This window comes from Chryseobacterium sp. YIM B08800 (genome assembly GCF_026163565.1).
GTDB lineage: Bacteria > Bacteroidota > Bacteroidia > Flavobacteriales > Weeksellaceae > Chryseobacterium.
Map to the genome: position 1 here is coordinate 1 of NZ_JAPDKN010000048.1, position 17,577 is coordinate 17,577.

Below are 17,577 nucleotides of genomic sequence, written 5' to 3' on the forward strand. Positions count from 1 at the left end.
TCTGCCATAAAATTATTACTCAATAAAATTTAAACAGGCTCTTAAAGAATTGGTATTATTTTAATTCTTTAAGCCTTATGTTTTCTATTTTTTTACAATCTTAACTACTGTTTCAGAATTATTAATCCTTACTAAATAGATACCTCCTACCAAACCTGAAACATTGGTAAAATTGTTTTCAAACTTTCCTGATTTCACCATTTGACCTGCTGCATTATAAATTTGAAAATAATAATCTTTTTCTTCGGTTGCTTTAATATACAATCGATCTTGTACCGGATTTGGGAAAAGAGTAATCTTATTTTCTTTTATTTTTTCAGAAATTTCATCCTTACTGAAAACATTTGAAGCCCTCACCGCAGAACCCGGAGTTACAGGAATTGCCGGAATAGAACCTTCCTCATCCCCGTTTTGATTATATTTTACTTTTACACATCGACAATTCATCCCAAAATAAGGATCATTATTATCATGAAAAGCAATAAAACGATTAGGGTTTGAAGCTGTATCAAATAAGATATTAATTGGTCTGCCAATATAATTTGAGTTTAAAGCAGCCGTCCAAACACCGGAAAACTGAAAGTTGTTTACTCCGTAAGTTCCGACAGCAGTTTGGTTTGCCAACACACTTCTAAAACCTCGTGACCCGGAATTAGGATAATTTCCTACCGCATAAGCCTGATTATTGAAAACAAAACCAACACTTGCATTAGCCGAATTTTTTACAGACACCCCCGAATAATCGGTCGCCAAATTATAACTCGTTGCCGCATTTTTATCTTTTTTATACCAAGGCGAAAGACCAAAGTCTCTGTTTGTAACAACCGCCACTTCTGTAAGATCAGGAATCCTCCATCCTTCAGGACAAGGATCGAAAGGCGACTTTTTCCCACCTCTTCCCCATCGGTCATTGGCAACATTAGGTTCATTTAAAAGCCAGTCTGTTCCATTCGTATAATTGGGAACCGCACCATTATAAGGAGCAAAAGAACTTGGAATCATATAAACTAAAGGATTCTCCACCGAATAAGTAAGTACTTTCGCTACTTTTTCGTTCACTTTATCGCTCACTAAAACATTTGCATTGGATGCATTAGTGTACGTATTGTAAGTAATAATATAATTTCCTGAAGTGTTGTTGTATGAAGCCGCATTAAGCGTGGAATAAGCAATCACTCCAATTGAGTTTACATTTCCTAAAAATATATCATAAGAAGTTCGGTCGGCATATTGAAATGAAGGAATTGGGTCTTTTCTTCCCCATTGATACTGTAACCCCGTAGAAGCTTTGATTTTTGAATACTCCTGAATTGTAGGGGCTAATGGATTAGCAACAATTGGAAAAGCATCAACCGCTCCAAGATTCCTGTCCATAAATTCCGTTTTTAGAACATCTCCTTTAGGAACATAATTTACATAATTAGTCGCTACTGCATTAGGTGTTTCAGTTGCATAAACCTTAGACTCTATCGCCGTATCTGTCACCCAAATATGCCATGACCAGTAAACAGGATTTGTAATGCTTCCGTTATGTAAAGTAATCACGGCATTCCCGCTTTGATTAGCATTCAAATTAACTGCAATTTTAGAATCCACTAAAGCTGATAACGAACCTGGTGAAGGGTTTATAATATTTACTGAATTAATTAAACCTGCGTTTGTCGTCCAAAGAACATTAGCTTTTAAATCATTAAAGCTGGAAGTATTTAAAATATCAGGATTATTCAGCAATTGACTCTGAACTGAAAATGCCTTAGTTACAGGAATTTCAACAGTTGAAGACGCTGCAGATTTTACAATCTGATAGGCATTTGGATTATCTAAACCAACAGTATATTCAGAAATAGGATCTATATATTCTGTAGGAAAATCATAATCATTAAGCTGATATAAAGGATCTTTAATACATCTACAAGCATTCGCATCCGAGGTTTTGGCCGTTGATAAAGGCATATACCAATATCTACCTTTAATAGTAGGATTTGCCGAATCTGGTGTATCTCCTTGATATTTATCCGGAATCATATATAACATTCGGGAGCTTACAGCAGGAGTAGTATCATGCAATCGGGCCATCGTTGAAGTCCACAAACCTACATGATGCTGGTCTGTATATTGTCCTCCCTGAGTATTGACAATGATATGTCCGGTTCCAGGAAATATTCCCATATTATTACCTCCGACATTCGATAAATTAAAGCCTACATTGGGAAATACTTTAAATCCGGTCATAAAAGCAGGAACATTATTATCATTTGGCTTTATGATATGATAACCATTAGATTCGAATACAGATTTTTCCATAGCAGCTCTTACTCCAAACGGAGAATAGTCGACCCTTACCTCATCAACATACGAAGTAGACGCCAGATTGGCTACCAACATCGACGGAATTCTCCATCCATTAGGACATGGATCAAACGATGACTTACTACGATAGGGCGCATTATTACTGTTAAAATTATAATTTGTTGGAGTTATTCTTCCTTTCGAATTGTCTGACCATAAATTTAATTCTGTGAGTCTATTAGTGGGAAGAGCCACTGTATTTCCAAACCAGTTGACCATAAGGTTTGCATTGTTATTGTAATAAGCAGGTCCCGAATTATCATCTTTATTTACATAGATAAGACTCAAAGGATTCTTTACAGAAAGCTGCATATTATTATCTACAGTAGCATTAGATAACAAGACAAATTTTCTAAGATCATCAAAATTGACAGCACCGGTAAAATTTTTTGCCCCTCTATGACGCACCCTACCAATAGATCCGGAAACTTCATAAAAATCGTTTCCTCTGTAAACCAAAGGCGGAATTGGATCTTTTCTTCCCCATTGGTATAGTAAACCTCCGTTTTTATTCCAGTCATCTGCAGTAATTGAGCCACTTAAAGCACCTAAATTACGATCCATCCATTTCCATTCTGAATCAGGAATAACTTCAATAGTACCATCGCTTTTTTCTCTTCTAACATTAGCATAACTCTTGTAATTAGATCCGTTGGTAGGGTCATCGGTCACCCAAATATGCCAAGACCAAAAAATCTCATCATTTACTCTAAAAACAACAACTGCATTTCCTTCTTTTGATTTATTTACAGGCACTTTTATTTTAGCGTTTTCTCCAGAGCCTTCAACGTCTAAGCTATAATTCAATCCCGACCTAATCAGACCATGATTGTCTTCCCAAAGAACATCTGCTGTAATATTTCCGTCCGGAATACCAGAATAACCTAAAAATTTATAGCCAGCCCACATAGCGTATGCTTTTTTTACGGGAATATAAATTCCGTCGTTCGCTTGTGAAGGTTCAAAAATATAGCTATTCGGAGCCTTCATCCAATCTTTTGCAGCCACCCTTTCGGTGTTTCCGTTACTTTTATCGGGAAACTGATTTCCTAAAGTATCTGTTTTTTTTATCAATACTGAATGTTCTGATTTAGAAAAAGTATTTTTTGGTTCTAAATTTTGAGCATCAGCAGAAAAGAAACAGAATGCCGCTGCAACACTGTAAAAGTATTTTTTATTCATATTATAATTTGACCCCGCAATCTAAAAATAAAATTCCCATAAACACAATACAAAATGAAAATATTAAGTAAATTAAAATTTATAAATGATTTACATTGCAAAATCAATAAACATATTCACTTATGTATGAAAATTTCATTCCAATTATTTCGCGCACAAAAATATAATATTTAGGCTCACGAAATACATGAGCCAGAATTAATTTTCATTAATAATTAATAAAACTTATTAATGCTAAAAATTAAAATTTAGAAATGGTTTAAGTAAAAATAAAGCTTAAGGAAGTAAGTAATTTTTGTAAAGTTCAGAGGTAAATCTTCCATTTACAATGTTTTTGAAGCTTGAAAACACAATAAAATTGAATAAGAATAAAGCGATAATAAAAGCGTAAATCGTCTTTTTTGTATTAGCTGAAGCTACATACATTGTATTCGGAATAATAATATAGGCAAAACCAATAAAAGCTCCCGCCAGTCTTGAAGAAAAGATACTATTGCTTCTAAAAATAAAATACATGCAAATACCCATCACAGCGTAAACCTTGTGATATTCATAATAAGGGTACTTCTCCATCATCTTATCATCAAATGTAAACAGGAAAAATGTAAGAATTGCCATCATCGCTTCCGGAATACCAATCCCGCCATTCAATCTTTCGGCAGATTCATTCATATATCCGTTAAATCCTTCTACAAGCGTACTTTCAGAGGCAATTCCGGTAAGAAAATCTCCAAAGACCTTATAAATCTCAAATGGTGAAGCAAAAATCGAAGCAATAATTAAAATCAGCATCCAATACCTGTTTAATGGAATACGAACCAACCAATACATCGGCAAAAACAGATAACAAACATTATGAATACCTGAAGCTATGAAGATCCAAAAGAGATAAGGAAGGAGTTTTCTTTCTTTGATATATCGCAGTGCAAAATACACAATAAAAGTCCCCAAATTCTGCCTTATTTGTCCGCTTTCACCAATAAAAAAGCCCGGAATAAACATAAATAAGGTAAAAGTAAAAGGATAAAAAGTATTGTCTTCCGTATATTCTACTTTAAAAAATATGGCACAAAGGGCAATGATTAAGGTAAGAATATAAAATGGCGCATTAAATATATTGAGTAACACCTTATTAATCAACGCAAAAAGCCACTCCAGATCAACACCTTCACCGCCTTGTAAATGAAGTGCTTTCAGAAGTATCTCAAAATATTCTTTGGTATCGGCGTACACATAAATCATTACATAACTTCCATAATCCGGTCCCACATTCTCACGAAGTCCAGCAAGGATTACCAAATAAATACCTAAAAACCAAAACCATTTTTTATCAACCTTATTTCCAAAGACTTCCTGAACGCTAAAAAACAGCATGTAAACAATAGCAATCAGATAATAAGGGTGCAGTAAACTCATCGTTTAATTATATAATTTTTTAAAATCATGACACGCCACCAATGCGCCTGTGAGAATAAGTGGTAAAAATAATCTTACTTCCCAAAAAAGCCCAACTAAAGTAATCATCCCAATATAAGGCATTGAAAAAAATACATATTTTTTTAAAACCAGTCTGTTTTCATTATCTGCACAAAGTTTGTACATAAAATAAAGTGCAATCACCGAAAACAACAATCCCGCAAGATTAAAAGGACTTGTAAAATTAGCAACAATATAAACTCCTTCCATAAAAGACGTTTCTTCCCTGCTCAAAAATATCCTTAAACCTAAATAGGGAATCAGGAAAGATAAAAGTAAAGGAATTACTTTCCAAATAAATTGAAAATTTTTCAGTTTCATCTCTTTTAAGCTGAAAAAAACCGAGGCAAAGAAAGCAATATTAAGACATGCTGTTTCCCTCACAAAAGTTGATACCCCAATAAGAATAATCAACAGATAAAAAAACAGACTTCTTTTGGTATGAAGATATTTTAAAGTAAAAACAATTCCCAGCAAATAACAAAACAAAGCAATTGTATCGCAATTTGAAGGAGTATATTGCGTCATCACAATAAAGAAAATCATCAAAAGATGAACAATTCTTCTGACCATCACATTCGAAAAAAGATCAATCGATTTAAATTTTAAGATCGCATTAATAATTACCGAACACAAAATAAAAAAGAAGGTATTCATCAAAAAAAGACCGTGATAAAACGGAGTTCCATTTTTAATGAGAAGATTTTTAAAAGGCAAAAGATTGTTGATGCAATACTCCATAAAATCTGTCATATAAACGCTCAGATAATTAGGAATTATTCGGTACGAATAGACCGAAGAAAACAGGAAATCCGGTGGTCTTTCAGAAGTCTTAAAATGAGTATAAGAAGACTCGAACCCATAATACGACATGAAAAACAGCAGAAATGGTAAAATTACTACAAACAGAAATCCGGACAATTTTTCATCAAATGTTTTCAACATACAAAACAGTTGCGTCTTTAAGAATAATTTACCACCAAATATAATCAAGCAGTAAGGGAACTTTTACAAAAGTATAAGTTTTTTTCATTTTACATTAAATATTTTATTGATTTTCAGTTAAAACTTATCAAATAATTGTTTTGAACTACTACTTAAAAATTTAAATTTGCAAACTTGATTCAAGAAACCATGCATCGTTTTTTCATCCATTTATATTATTTTATTTCTAAAAACAGGCTTATTTCTATTGCTGCAGCATTAGGAATCTTACTGATTTGTGGTTTTTTTGCTTCGAAAATTAATTTTGAGGAAGACATCAACCAGATTATTCCTAAAAACGAAAAATCTGATCTTACCGCAAAAGTTCTCACGCAACTTAATTTTTCCGACAAGATTATCGTCATTGTTGAAAAAAAATCGAAAGACGACAATTTTCAGCTTTCAGAAACTGCCGATACTTTTTTAAATAAAATTGAACCTTTAAAAAAATACATCGGTTCGGTTCAGGGGAAAGTAAATGACAATGAAATTTCTGAGACTTTTGATTTTGTCAACCAGAATCTTCCTTTGTTTTTAAACGAAAAAGATTACGCAGAAATCGAAAGAAAGCTCAAAAAAGACAGCATTGCCAAACAGGTTGAGAACAATTACGTTTCGCTGGTTTCGCCTACAAGTTTAGTCACTAAAGATTTTATTAAAAAAGATCCTTTGGGAATTACTTTTTTAGGAATCAAAAAACTGAATGCGCTCAACATCAGCAAAGATTTCAAGCTCGAAGACAATTACATCGTTACCAAAGACGGCAAAAATCTTTTGCTTTTCATCGATCCTAAAAACAAAAGCAACGATACCAAAAACAACGAAATTTTCGTCAATCAATTAAACGAAATTAAAGACGAAATCAACAAAACTTTTAGCGGAAAAACAGAGATCAGTTACTTCGGTTCGCCTGTAATTGCCGTTGCCAATGCGCAACAAATCAAAAAAGACATTCAGAATACGGTTATTATTTCGATGACGGTTCTTTTGATTTTGCTGATGTATTATTTCAGAAATTTCTTTACGCCGTTAATTGTATTTCTACCAACCGTTTTTGCTGTTTTCATTTCACTGATGATTTTATACTTTATTAAAGATAAAATTTCGGCAATTTCGCTCAGCGTCGGTGCCATTCTCATCGGAATTACCATTGATTACGCACTTCACATTCTCACTCATTACAAGCACAACAATAATATTGAAGAGCTTTATAAGGAAATTACACAACCTATTATTCTCAGTAGCGCAACTACGGCAGTTTCGTTTTTATGTCTGGTTTTTGTGCGCTCTGAAGCTCTGAAAGATCTCGGTCTTTTTGCTTCGATTACGGTTTTCCTGTCATCTTTTGCAGCGTTAATTATCGTTCCGCAATTGTATCATCCGAAAGCAGATCAAGAAAAAGCCAACACCAATTTCATCGATAAAATAGGAAGCTATCCTTACGAAAAAAACAAACCTTTAATTATCGGGTGTTCACTGATTATCATTGCGTGTCTTTTCGGTTTCAGACACGTTGGTTTTAATGAAGACATCGGAGATTTAAATTATATTCCGAAAGATTTAAAAATAAGTGAGGCGAAGCTTGAAAAATTGTCCGACATCACTTCAAAATCAATCTACACAATTTCTTACGGAAATTCTGAAAGTGAAGCTTTAACAAGAAACTCACAATTGAGTCAGTTTTTGGAAAAAGAAAAACAGGAAGGAAAAATCCTGAGCTACAATTCGATTGGAAATGTGGTTTTATCTAAAGAAGACCAACAGAAAAAAGTTCAACAATGGAATCAATTCTGGAATAAAAACAAAAAAGACGAAACCATTTCTGAACTGATTGCGAATGGAAATAAATTTGGTTTTAACGCTTCTGCATTTGATCAGTTTAATGAAAACTTAAATAAATCTTATTCTACTTTAAGTTTAAAAGATTATTCAAACATCAAAGCACTTCAAATTTCAGAATTTTTAAGCAATGAAAAAGGATTTTACACGGTTTCGAATGTTGTAAAAGTGGACGAGAAAAACAGAGACGCATTCATTAAAGATGTCGAAAAAAGCCACGAAGCTTTGGCAATCGACCGCCAACAGATGAATGAAAACTTTTTAGGTTTATTGAAACGAGATTTTAATACCTTGATTAATTATTCTCTTTTAGCCATCGTTTTAACGATTATCGTTTTCTTCAGAAATTTTGAATTGTCGCTTTTAACAATGTTTCCTATTGTTTTAACGGGAGTTGTTACCGCAGGAATTCTCTATTTTTTAGGATTAGAACTCAATATTTTCAGTACCGTTGTATGTACTCTTGTTTTCGGTGTGGGTGACGATTTCAGTATTTTCCTCACAAAGGCAATGCAGAAAGAACACACGAATGGAAAAAACGAACTTCCAACTTACAGAACATCTATTATTCTGGCAGTTTTTACAACCATTTTATCCATTGGTTCGTTGATTTTTGCAAAACATCCTGCTTTACATTCTTTAGCTTTGGTTGCCTTAATCGGAATGTTTTCGGTGATTGTCATCACTTCAACTTTATATCCGTTTTGGTTTAGGTTTTTAATTACCAACAGAGCAAAAAAAGGATTATCGCCGATTACTTTAAGACTGTTTTTAACTTCAGTTTTTTCATTTATCTATTACGGTTTAGGCGGACTGATTTTTTCTGCAATTGGAAGTATTTTTGTAAAAAGATCAAAAGGAAAAACTTTAAATCTTATCAAGCTGATTTTAGCTAAATTTTTGACTTCCGTTTTATACTCTAATCCGTTTGTAAAGAAAAAAGTGATTAGCAACCCGAATGAAGATTTTTCTAAACCCGCTGTAATCATAGCCAATCACACCTCTTTTCTTGACACTTTGGCTTTAGGAATGGTCAATCATAAAATTATTTACCTCGTGAATGACTGGGTTTACAATTCTCCGGTTTTTGGCAAATTGGTGAAAGCTTTAGGTTTTTATCCGGTTTCTCAGGGTATCGAGAATGGAATGGGTCAATTGAAAGAAAAAATCGAGCAGGGATACTCTCTCGTTGTTTTCCCTGAATCTGAGCGTTCTTATACCAATGATGTGAAAAGGTTTCACAAAGGAGCATTTTATATCGCCGAACAATTTGGGTTAGACATTCTTCCAATTTACATCCACGGAAATTCTGAAGTGCAGCCAAAGGGTGATTTTATTATTTATGACGGAAGCATTACCGTAAAAGTGGGTGACAGAATCAATAAAGACGATTTAAATTTTGGAAAAGATTATTCTGAAAGAACGAAGAAAATCAATGCTTATTTCAGAGAAGAGTTTGCTAAGCTTAGAAATGAAATTGAAGACGAAAATTATTTTAAAAAGAAACTGTTTTTAAGCTTTTTATATAAAGAAAATGAAGTCGTAAAACCTGTAAAAGAAGATTTTAACAAAAACAAATCTGTCTATTTCGAGCTGAACAAACACATTCCGAATGATGCAACGATTTTTCATATTGCAGATGATTTTGGGCAGAAAGACATTTTGCTGACTTTGCAGCAAGCCGGAAGAAGAGTTTTTAGTTTAATTAATGACGAAGAAAAAAGGCTGGTTGCCAAAAACAATTATCTGGTACAAAGACGAAAAGTTTTCTACATTGATAATCAGAGCCAAATCAATAAAAAAATTGATGTGCTTTTAATTTCTGACGATAATTTTAATCTTAATGACATCACAGATTTGCTGGAGACTATTATTGTATTGAATTGTAAGGATAAAGCTTTTGAAAACTCTAATTACAAAGAGATTACAATTTCAGAATCAATAAAAATATTTAGGCACGAATAATACATATGAAAATCTTATTTTTGTAATCCATAAAAAATATTAATGCAAAAAAATATACTTGTTCTTTACTATACTCAGACTGGTCAGCTTGAGGATATTGTAAAAAATATTGCGCAACCTTTTGAAGATAAAAAAGACGAATATAAAGTGACGTATTACAACATTCAGCTCAAAGAAGATTTTCCTTTTCCCTGGCCGAGTGATGTTTTCTTTAATACATTTCCAGAATCTTATTTACAGATTCCCAGCGAAATTCTTCCACCTCCGGAAGAGGTGCTCAACACTAAATTTGATTTAATTCTTTTCGGATATCAGGTTTGGTATCTTACGCCATCGATTCCGATTATTTCATTTTTGAAAAGCGGTTTTGCAGCTGATATTTTAAAAAATACGCCAGTTGTGACTATTTCAGCAACCCGAAATATGTGGATGCTTTCTCAGGAAAAACTGAAAGTATATTTAAAGAATTTTGACGCTACATTGGTTGGAAATATTGCATTAGTCGACAGAAGAGACAATTACACAAGTGTTTTAACGATTCTGAGATGGATGACAACCGGGCAAAAAGAAAAATCAGGAATTCTTCCTGCAGCCGGAGTTTCGGATGAAGAGATCAACGGAGCCGGAAAATATGGTAAGATTATTGAAAATCATTTTGAAAATAATAATCTCGCCAATCTGCAACCAGAGCTGGTAAAAAACGGAGCTGTAGAAATAAGACCTTTTTTGGTAAGAGTTGAAAAAGTAGGGAATAAAATCTTTACAATCTGGTCTAATCTGATTATCAACAAAAAAGAAAGACGACCATTGCTGATAAAATTCTTTAAGGTATATTTGATGGCAGCAATTTGGATAATCTCACCCATTGTGTTGATTTTTCATATCTTGCTTGCTCCAATTTTATGGAGGAAAAGACAAAAACAGAAAGAATATTTACAAGGAATTAATTTAAAATAGAAATGTACGACGTATTTATAACAAAAGCTTCAACATACTTGCCGAATGAACCGGTTTCTAATGACGAAATGGAAACGTATCTTGGCTATATAAATGACAAACCGTCAAAAGCAAAAGCACTGATTCTAAGAAATAATAAAATTAAAACCAGATATTACGCTTTAGATAAAAACGGAAAACCTACGCACACCAATGCGCAGATTACTGCAAAAGCAATTGAAGGTCTTTTTGATGAAAATTTCAAAAAAGAAGACATGGAACTGCTTTCGTGCGGAACAACTTCTGCAGACCAGATCCAGCCTTCTCATGCATCGATGGTTCACGGCGAGCTTAATATTGGAAAATCTGTTGAAATTAATACCTCAACCGGACTTTGTAATTCGGGAATGAACGCTTTAAATTATGGTTTCTTAAATATTAAAGCCGGAATTAAAGACAACGCAGTTTGCGTAGGATCTGAAAGAATGTCTGCATGGATGACTGCCGATAAATTCAACCACGAAGCTGAAAACCTTAAACTTTTGGAAGAAAGACCAATTGTGGCTTTCAAAAGAGAATTTCTAAGATGGATGCTTTCTGACGGAGCAGGAGCATTTTTATTGGAAAATAAACCAAGAGAAAACGAAACTTCTCTAAAAATAGAGTGGATCGATTTTTATTCTTATGCTCACGAAATTGAAGCTTGTATGTATTCCGGTTGTGAAAAGCAGGAAGACGGAAGCTTAAAATCTTGGGCAGAATACCCTGCTGAAGAATGGCTGAATCAATCTATTTTTGCTTTAAAACAAGACACCAAAATTTTAGATAAATATATTTTGGTAAAAGGTGCCGAAAGTTTGAGAGCATCTTTTGATAAGCACCAACTTGATCCGGAAACTGTAGATCACGTTTTGGCTCACATTTCTTCAGGTTATTTTAAAGAAGGTTTAAAGAACGAATTTGCCAATGTTGGCCTTGATTTCCCTTGGGAAAAATGGTTTTATAATCTTTCAGAAATTGGAAATATCGGAGCCGGATCTATTTTTGTTGCAGTTGAGCAATTAATGAATTCAGGAAATTTAAAGAAAGGCGAAAAAGTACTTCTTTGTGTTCCTGAAAGTGGAAGATTTGCTTATTCTTGCGCATTATTAACGGTTTGCTAATGGAAATATCTTTACCAACATCTGACCAGAATTTTGTGGAAAGCTTAATTCCGCAGAAGTTTCCTTTTGTGATGGTTAATGGTATTTCAGAATATTCTGAGGAGCATTTGGTTTCAGGTTTTACCATTAAAGAAGAAAATATTTTTGTGCATGAAGGAATTTTTCAGGCTTCAGGTTTGATCGAACATCAGGCTCAAAGTGTGGCACTTCATACAGGATACAAATTTTATCTTTTAGGCAAAGAAGCTCCCACTGGTTACATTGGTGCCATCAAAACTTTTGAAGCGAAAACTTTGCCCAAAACCGGAGATCAATTAACTTCTGAAGTGAAAATCATCAATGAAATGATGGGCGTTACTTTAGTTGAAATTATCACAAAAATCAATGGTGAAATTATTGCGAAGTCTGAAATGAAAACGGTGATAAAATAATTTATTAAGAATAAAAAATACAAACCTAACGGGTTTCAGAAACCCGTTAGGTGTTAAAAGAAAAACATGGAGCTAAAAGAAGAAAACCTCATCAACATTCATCATTTTTTGCCTCATCGAAGCCCGATGTTGATGGCAGATTATATTCTGGAGCTTACTCCGGAAAAGGTGGTGACTTCTTTTGAAATTACTTCAGATAATATTTTTGTACATAACAATCAGTTTGTAGAAGCAGGATTAATCGAACATTCTGCACAAACTTCTTCTTCAATTCTTGGACAAAGTTTTTTCGAAAATCCGGAATCCAATACGAAAGTAATCGGTTTTATTACCAATATTAAAAAAATTGAAGTTTTTGGTTTGCCTCAAGTTGGCGACAAGATTATTTCTAAAGCTTCCCTGATTTCTCAGTTTGAAAATATTTGTAATATCTTCTGTGAAACGTTTCTGGATGAGCAACTGCTGATCAGAACGCAGATTAGTTTATTTATTCAGGAAATCGAATCATAAAAATTTTCATTTAAAAAATATAGAAGTCGACTTTGAGAAGTTGACTTTTTTTATTGAATAAATTCTCGATATATTTGATAAAAATATAGTTATGAGCGTAAAAGTAAGATTCTATTCATACGACATCGAATTTGAGTTTGAAAATTCTGTAGAATTTCCGGTGGCACCACAAGTTGGCGATGAGGTAAACTTGATTTCTTTTTTTAAATATCAAACTTCAGAAAGAATAGAATATTATGAAAATATGGAAGATCTGGGTTTATATAATAACGCATTAGTTATTGAGCGAACTTGGTGCAACGATCTTGAAAAGAACGAGATTTATCTTTTGATACAGCTAAAATATAAGAGGAGATAACGAGATTTATCATTTAAACACAATTCAAACATGAAAAAAATACTTTTCCTAGTTTTAACTTCTACTGCAATATCTTTTTTTGCACAGAAAAAAAATGTTCCTGCTAATTCAGAACACATTGCAAAAGCAGAAAAAATAAACAACAGTGCTCAACTTTATGAAGAAGCATATGAGCTTTATCAATCTGAAAAATATGATCAAGCATTAGAAAAAATTGATGCAGCCATCAAACTTGATAACCGCAAAATCGATTTTTATGATCTGAAATGCTACATCCTGATTAAACAAAAAAAGAATAAAGAAGTTATAGAAACTGCGACTTATGCGATTTCACTCGATCCTAAAGATGCCAAATTTTATGAAATAAGAGGAAATACTTATTATTTTGATTTTGAACCCGAGAAAGCACTACAAGATTACCGCAAGATGATTTCTTTAGACAAGAACAATGTTCGGTACTACAACAATTATCTGAAATTGCTGAATGAAAAGCGACTTGATCAGGAAATGATCAATCTCTATCCTGTTTTTGCAAAAGCCCTTCCGCAAATCAAAGAAAATTCGAACAGTAAATTTCTTCATGATGTTTACTTTTACTTTTCACTACCGTTCGAAAGAGCAAAAAATTACGAAAAAGCAAAAACATTGCTTACCGAAGCAATAAATCAGGATGACACAGGTTCGATGTATTATAATAACAGAGGACTGATCTATCAGGAAACAGGAGACCTAAAACTGGCGTTGCAGGATCTTGATAAAGCTATTGAAATTAAATCTGACGAACCATCTTATTATGAAAATCGTTTCAGCATCTATTTTCAGGCTAAAGACTACGAAAATGCAAGAAAAGATCTTTTGAAAATACTTGCTTTAGGCAATAACGATCCTTATATCTATGCCAATCTTGGTAACACCTATCAAATGCAGGGAAAATCTAAAGAAGCTGTTGAAAACTATGAAATTGCATTAATCAAAGATCCCAAAAACACATCAATAATTACCAATGCTGCGTATGGATATTTTGAACTCGGGAATATAACAAAAGCGAAGTCCTATTTTGAAAAAGCTTTGGCAATAGATCCGAAAGAAATCGATATTCTTATCGGGCTTGCTGTAATCTATAATGAAGAAAGAAATAAGGATCAACAGGCAAAAATCTTTTCAAAGATAATTGAAGAAACTTCTTATAAACCTTCAAAAAATCTTTTAAAAGAATTGATGAAGGAGCATTACATTTACACTGAAAAGTTTCAGAAAGCATGGGAAAAATTATTTTAGTTTAAAGTTGCTATTTTAAACCGGAATAAAAAACCGTGTCAAGGTTTAGAACCTTGACACGGTTTTTAATCATTATTATCAAAAGATTCAAAATCACTTTTAAATATACAAACTTTTTCAAAGGTTATAAAACAAAAAAAATGAGGCATTTCTGCCTCACTTAAAACAATTTATATTAATGAAAATTAATATCCAAAGATTTCTTCTAACGTCACTTCTTTAAACTGTCCCATTTTGTTGATCGATTCCATATTCAGGTTTTCTCTTTTCCCGATAATGGCCGTGTTGTACATCAATGGTTTAATTTCTGTGTTGTAGAAACCAGTCAATTGAGGCAAAGTCAACGATTGAATTTCAGCATAAACATCTTTTCTGATATCGTAATCAACTCCCAGTTTTTTAAGAGCCATTTGATTGTAGAAAATATTTGTTCTGTTGATTCTGTTAGATGCAATCTGCTTTAAAGCCGACCCTTTAGAATTTTCAAACTGAGCTGGAATTTGTGGTAAATTTGCCATCAAATCATTCATTGCAGTTACCGCTAAAGGCAATTTATTAGACTGTGTTCCGATGTAGTTGGTTACATAGTTCGGATGGTCTTTTTCGCTTGCTGTAGCATAAGAAACGTACGCAGAATACGCTAAAGATTTACTTTCTCTGATCTCCTGGAATACGATCGAAGATAAACCTCTACCAAAATATTCGTTGAAAACATTGGCTTTACCAAAATTAGCAAGATTTACATCGCTACCTTTTGCTATTTTAGACATTTCCATCTGTACCATGTCGTAGTTGGCAAAATAAACAGTTCCTCCAGTTGCAGGCTCTGCATATACTTTCGCTTTCGCAGGTTGCAAAGTTGCGTTTGCAATAAATGGTTTTACCGCTTTCTCAAGATCTTTCTGGCTTTCTCCGTACAAGAAAACTTCGTAAGGATAATTATTTAAAGTCTTGATTTTCGACATCAATTCAGTTACATTGATATTCTGAAGTCTTTCTTTAGAAATAATATCAGTCATTCTGGAGTCTTTCCCGTATTTAGCATAGTTGGAAAGCGCTGCCATAATTCTGTTCTTGTCTTTCTTAGCAACATCTCTAGATTCAAGGATAGTCTTTACCGTTTGGTTGTAAATTGTCTGATCAGCTTTTACGTTTTTCAACCAGTGATTCAACAATTCTACCCCTTTTTTCATATTTCCTTCAAGACCGCTTAATGTAATAAAAGTTTGATCATTAGTCGTTCTGAAGCTGTTTGAAATTCCTAATTTGTAGAATTCTTCTTTTAATTGCTCCGGCGTATATTTATCGGTTCCTAAATACTGTAAAACACTTACACCTAAAGAAAGCTCTTTATCATTATCTGTTCCGAACGGGAAAATATAACTTACCTGAGCAACTTTATTATATTTATTAGCAACAAAACTTACTTTCTTATCTTTAATCTCAGTGGTTGCAATGGCAGTTTTATAATCAACAAACTGAGGTTTGATGTCTGCAACTTTCGTACTTAAAATATCTTTAAGGAAAGGAGATTGTGCATCTCTGTTTAGCTTAATTGGTGTAATTCCCGGGTTTTCTACACGAACCAATTTATCATTCACCCCTTTCTCTTTGTAGATCACAACATAATTATCTTTAAAGAAATCATTAGCAAATTTTACAATATCAGATTTTGTAATTTTTTCAAACTGATTGATTTCGTCAAGCTCCTGCTCCCAAGTTCTTTCACCAATATAAGCTCCGTAAAGCGTTGTTGCTAAACCATCTGCAGTTTCCCAACCTTTCATACGCTGCACTCTCATATCATTTACGATAGCTTTCAGCATCCATTCCGGGAACTCTCCTTTTTTAATTAGATCGATCTGGGCAAAAAGTAATTTTTTAGCAGCATCAAAACTCTGTCCATCTTTCGGAGTTACGTACATATTAAATGAACCGTATGTTTTTAAAGGATTTGCATAAGCTCCTGCTCCCAAAGTAGCTTGTTTTTGATTAATATTAAGGTCAATTAAACCTGCATCACCGTTATTGCTCAAGATCTCTCCTACCATTGTTGCCAATCTTGCCTCTTTAGTTCCGTTAGAATCTGTTCTCCAAGCGATTGTCATTCTTGGTGTAGATGGGCTTTTTACGGTTCTGCTTACAATAGAAGTCATCGGTTCTTCTGAAACCATTTTCTTCATTGGCAATTCTTTGTATTTGAATGCTCCGAAATATTGGTCAACTAATTTTATCGTTTTATCGAAATCAAGATCTCCAACCAAAACTACCGCCATATTATTAGGAACATAATAAGTATCAAAATATTTATGAATTGCCTCCATTGAAGGACTCTTCAAGTGTTCTGAAGTTCCGATTGTTGTTTGCTGACCGTTTGGATGTTTTGGGAAAAGCGCATCCATTAATGCGTAGTTTACCAAACGTCCGTCGTTATCCTGCGCTCTGTTGAATTCTTCGTAAACTGCTTCCAACTCTGTATGGAAAAGTCTTAAAACCAATTCAGAGAAACGCTCTTTTTCTACTTTAAGCCATTTTTCAAGCTCATTAGAAGGAATATTATTTTTATAAACCGTTTCATCTAACCAAGTGTGAGCGTTGGTTCCAGTTGCTCCCAAAGATGAAATCGCTTTGTCGTATTCGTTGGCAATTGCATATTTTGAAGCTTCCTGAGAAACCTCATCTATTTTTTTATACAATGCTTTTTTCTTTTCAGGATCTTTTTCTGCTTTGTGCTGTTCGTAAAGATCTGAGATTTGAGCTAATAAAGCTTTTTCTTTTGCCCAATCCTGAGTTCCCAAATGTGAAGTTCCTTTGAAAACCATATGCTCCAAATAATGAGCAAGACCGGTATTATCGCTAGGATCATTATTAGAACCTGTTCTTACCGGAATATAAGTCTGAATTCTCGGTGCATCGTCATTTTTAGCAAGATATACTTTCAAACCATTTTTCAAAGTGTACACTCTTACTCCTGACTGGTCATTCTTCACAGTTTCAAAACTGTAACCTTGAGCATCCGTTTGTTTCTGCGTTTCAAATTTTTGCGCCGCAGCCTGCAACATCATAAAAAGTGAAAGAGAAATAAAAATTTTCTTCATGTTGAAAT

11 protein-coding genes are annotated in these 17,577 nt (G+C 33.5%); 7 read left to right on the forward strand and 4 right to left on the reverse strand.

Features of this window, described 5'->3' with window-relative positions; all coding sequences use genetic code 11:
* Positions 1 to 84 precede the first annotated feature (84 nt).
* From OEW74_RS16240 to OEW74_RS16250, 3 genes are all read right to left on the reverse strand, one after another.
* A complete protein-coding gene (locus OEW74_RS16240; RefSeq protein ID WP_265429470.1) occupies positions 85 to 3,531 on the reverse strand; it encodes a T9SS type A sorting domain-containing protein in 3,447 nt (1,148 codons plus the stop codon).
* A 276-nt stretch (positions 3,532 to 3,807) separates the two neighbouring features.
* Positions 3,808 to 4,947, reverse strand: coding sequence for an EpsG family protein (locus tag OEW74_RS16245; RefSeq protein WP_265429471.1), 1,140 nt, complete (start codon positions 4,945 to 4,947; stop codon positions 3,808 to 3,810).
* A gap of 3 nt (positions 4,948 to 4,950) precedes the next feature.
* Complete coding sequence (locus OEW74_RS16250) at positions 4,951 to 5,952, reverse strand: hypothetical protein (RefSeq protein WP_265429472.1); 1,002 nt, start codon at positions 5,950 to 5,952, stop codon at positions 4,951 to 4,953.
* Positions 5,953 to 6,126: 174 nt separating this feature from the next.
* Here OEW74_RS16250 and OEW74_RS16255 point away from each other — a divergent pair, with 174 nt between their 5' ends.
* From OEW74_RS16255 to OEW74_RS16285, 7 genes are all read left to right on the forward strand, one after another.
* Positions 6,127 to 9,795: an MMPL family transporter gene (locus OEW74_RS16255; protein WP_265429473.1), complete on the forward strand. Its 3,669-nt coding sequence runs from the start codon at positions 6,127 to 6,129 to the stop codon at positions 9,793 to 9,795.
* Positions 9,796 to 9,837: 42 nt separating this feature from the next.
* A complete protein-coding gene (locus OEW74_RS16260; protein ID WP_265429474.1) occupies positions 9,838 to 10,752 on the forward strand; it encodes a dialkylrecorsinol condensing enzyme DarA in 915 nt (304 codons plus the stop codon).
* A gap of 2 nt (positions 10,753 to 10,754) precedes the next feature.
* The gene (locus tag OEW74_RS16265; protein WP_265429475.1) at positions 10,755 to 11,894 is read left to right on the forward strand and encodes a beta-ketoacyl-ACP synthase III; all 1,140 of its coding nucleotides are present in this window, start codon (positions 10,755 to 10,757) and stop codon (positions 11,892 to 11,894) included.
* The gene (locus OEW74_RS16270) at positions 11,894 to 12,325 is read left to right on the forward strand and encodes a hypothetical protein (protein ID WP_265429476.1); all 432 of its coding nucleotides are present in this window, start codon (positions 11,894 to 11,896) and stop codon (positions 12,323 to 12,325) included. Before OEW74_RS16265 ends, OEW74_RS16270 begins: the two co-directional genes overlap by 1 nt.
* A 66-nt stretch (positions 12,326 to 12,391) precedes the next feature.
* Positions 12,392 to 12,835 (forward strand): ABC transporter permease, encoded by a 444-nt coding sequence (locus OEW74_RS16275; protein ID WP_265429477.1) that lies wholly within the window; start codon positions 12,392 to 12,394, stop codon positions 12,833 to 12,835.
* 91 nt (positions 12,836 to 12,926) lie between these two features.
* Positions 12,927 to 13,193, forward strand: a complete 267-nt coding sequence (locus OEW74_RS16280; protein ID WP_074230303.1) for a hypothetical protein — start codon at positions 12,927 to 12,929, stop codon at positions 13,191 to 13,193.
* A 30-nt stretch (positions 13,194 to 13,223) separates the two neighbouring features.
* Positions 13,224 to 14,471, forward strand: coding sequence for a tetratricopeptide repeat protein (locus tag OEW74_RS16285; RefSeq protein ID WP_265429478.1), 1,248 nt, complete (start codon positions 13,224 to 13,226; stop codon positions 14,469 to 14,471).
* A gap of 185 nt (positions 14,472 to 14,656) precedes the next feature.
* Here OEW74_RS16285 and OEW74_RS16290 read toward each other — a convergent pair whose 3' ends face one another.
* Positions 14,657 to 17,569 carry a M16 family metallopeptidase gene (locus tag OEW74_RS16290; protein ID WP_265429479.1) on the reverse strand — a complete coding sequence of 971 codons (2,913 nt, stop codon included), beginning with the start codon at positions 17,567 to 17,569 and terminating at the stop codon, positions 14,657 to 14,659.
* Between the last annotated feature and the right edge of the window lie 8 nt (positions 17,570 to 17,577).

Excerpts from the sequence above, each read along its gene's own strand:
- OEW74_RS16275 (WP_265429477.1), top strand. The coding sequence starts at position 12,392 with ATGGAGCTAAAAGAAGAAAACCTCATCAACATTCATCATTTTTTGCCT.
- OEW74_RS16280 (WP_074230303.1), top strand. The coding sequence starts at position 12,927 with ATGAGCGTAAAAGTAAGATTCTATTCATACGACATCGAATTTGAGTTT.
- OEW74_RS16240 (WP_265429470.1), bottom strand. The coding sequence starts at position 3,531 with ATGAATAAAAAATACTTTTACAGTGTTGCAGCGGCATTCTGTTTCTTT.
- OEW74_RS16260 (WP_265429474.1), top strand. The coding sequence starts at position 9,838 with ATGCAAAAAAATATACTTGTTCTTTACTATACTCAGACTGGTCAGCTT.
- OEW74_RS16290 (WP_265429479.1), bottom strand. The coding sequence starts at position 17,569 with ATGAAGAAAATTTTTATTTCTCTTTCACTTTTTATGATGTTGCAGGCT.
- OEW74_RS16265 (WP_265429475.1), top strand. The coding sequence starts at position 10,755 with ATGTACGACGTATTTATAACAAAAGCTTCAACATACTTGCCGAATGAA.
- OEW74_RS16285 (WP_265429478.1), top strand. The coding sequence starts at position 13,224 with ATGAAAAAAATACTTTTCCTAGTTTTAACTTCTACTGCAATATCTTTT.
- OEW74_RS16250 (WP_265429472.1), bottom strand. The coding sequence starts at position 5,952 with ATGTTGAAAACATTTGATGAAAAATTGTCCGGATTTCTGTTTGTAGTA.
- OEW74_RS16270 (WP_265429476.1), top strand. The coding sequence starts at position 11,894 with ATGGAAATATCTTTACCAACATCTGACCAGAATTTTGTGGAAAGCTTA.
- OEW74_RS16245 (WP_265429471.1), bottom strand. The coding sequence starts at position 4,947 with ATGAGTTTACTGCACCCTTATTATCTGATTGCTATTGTTTACATGCTG.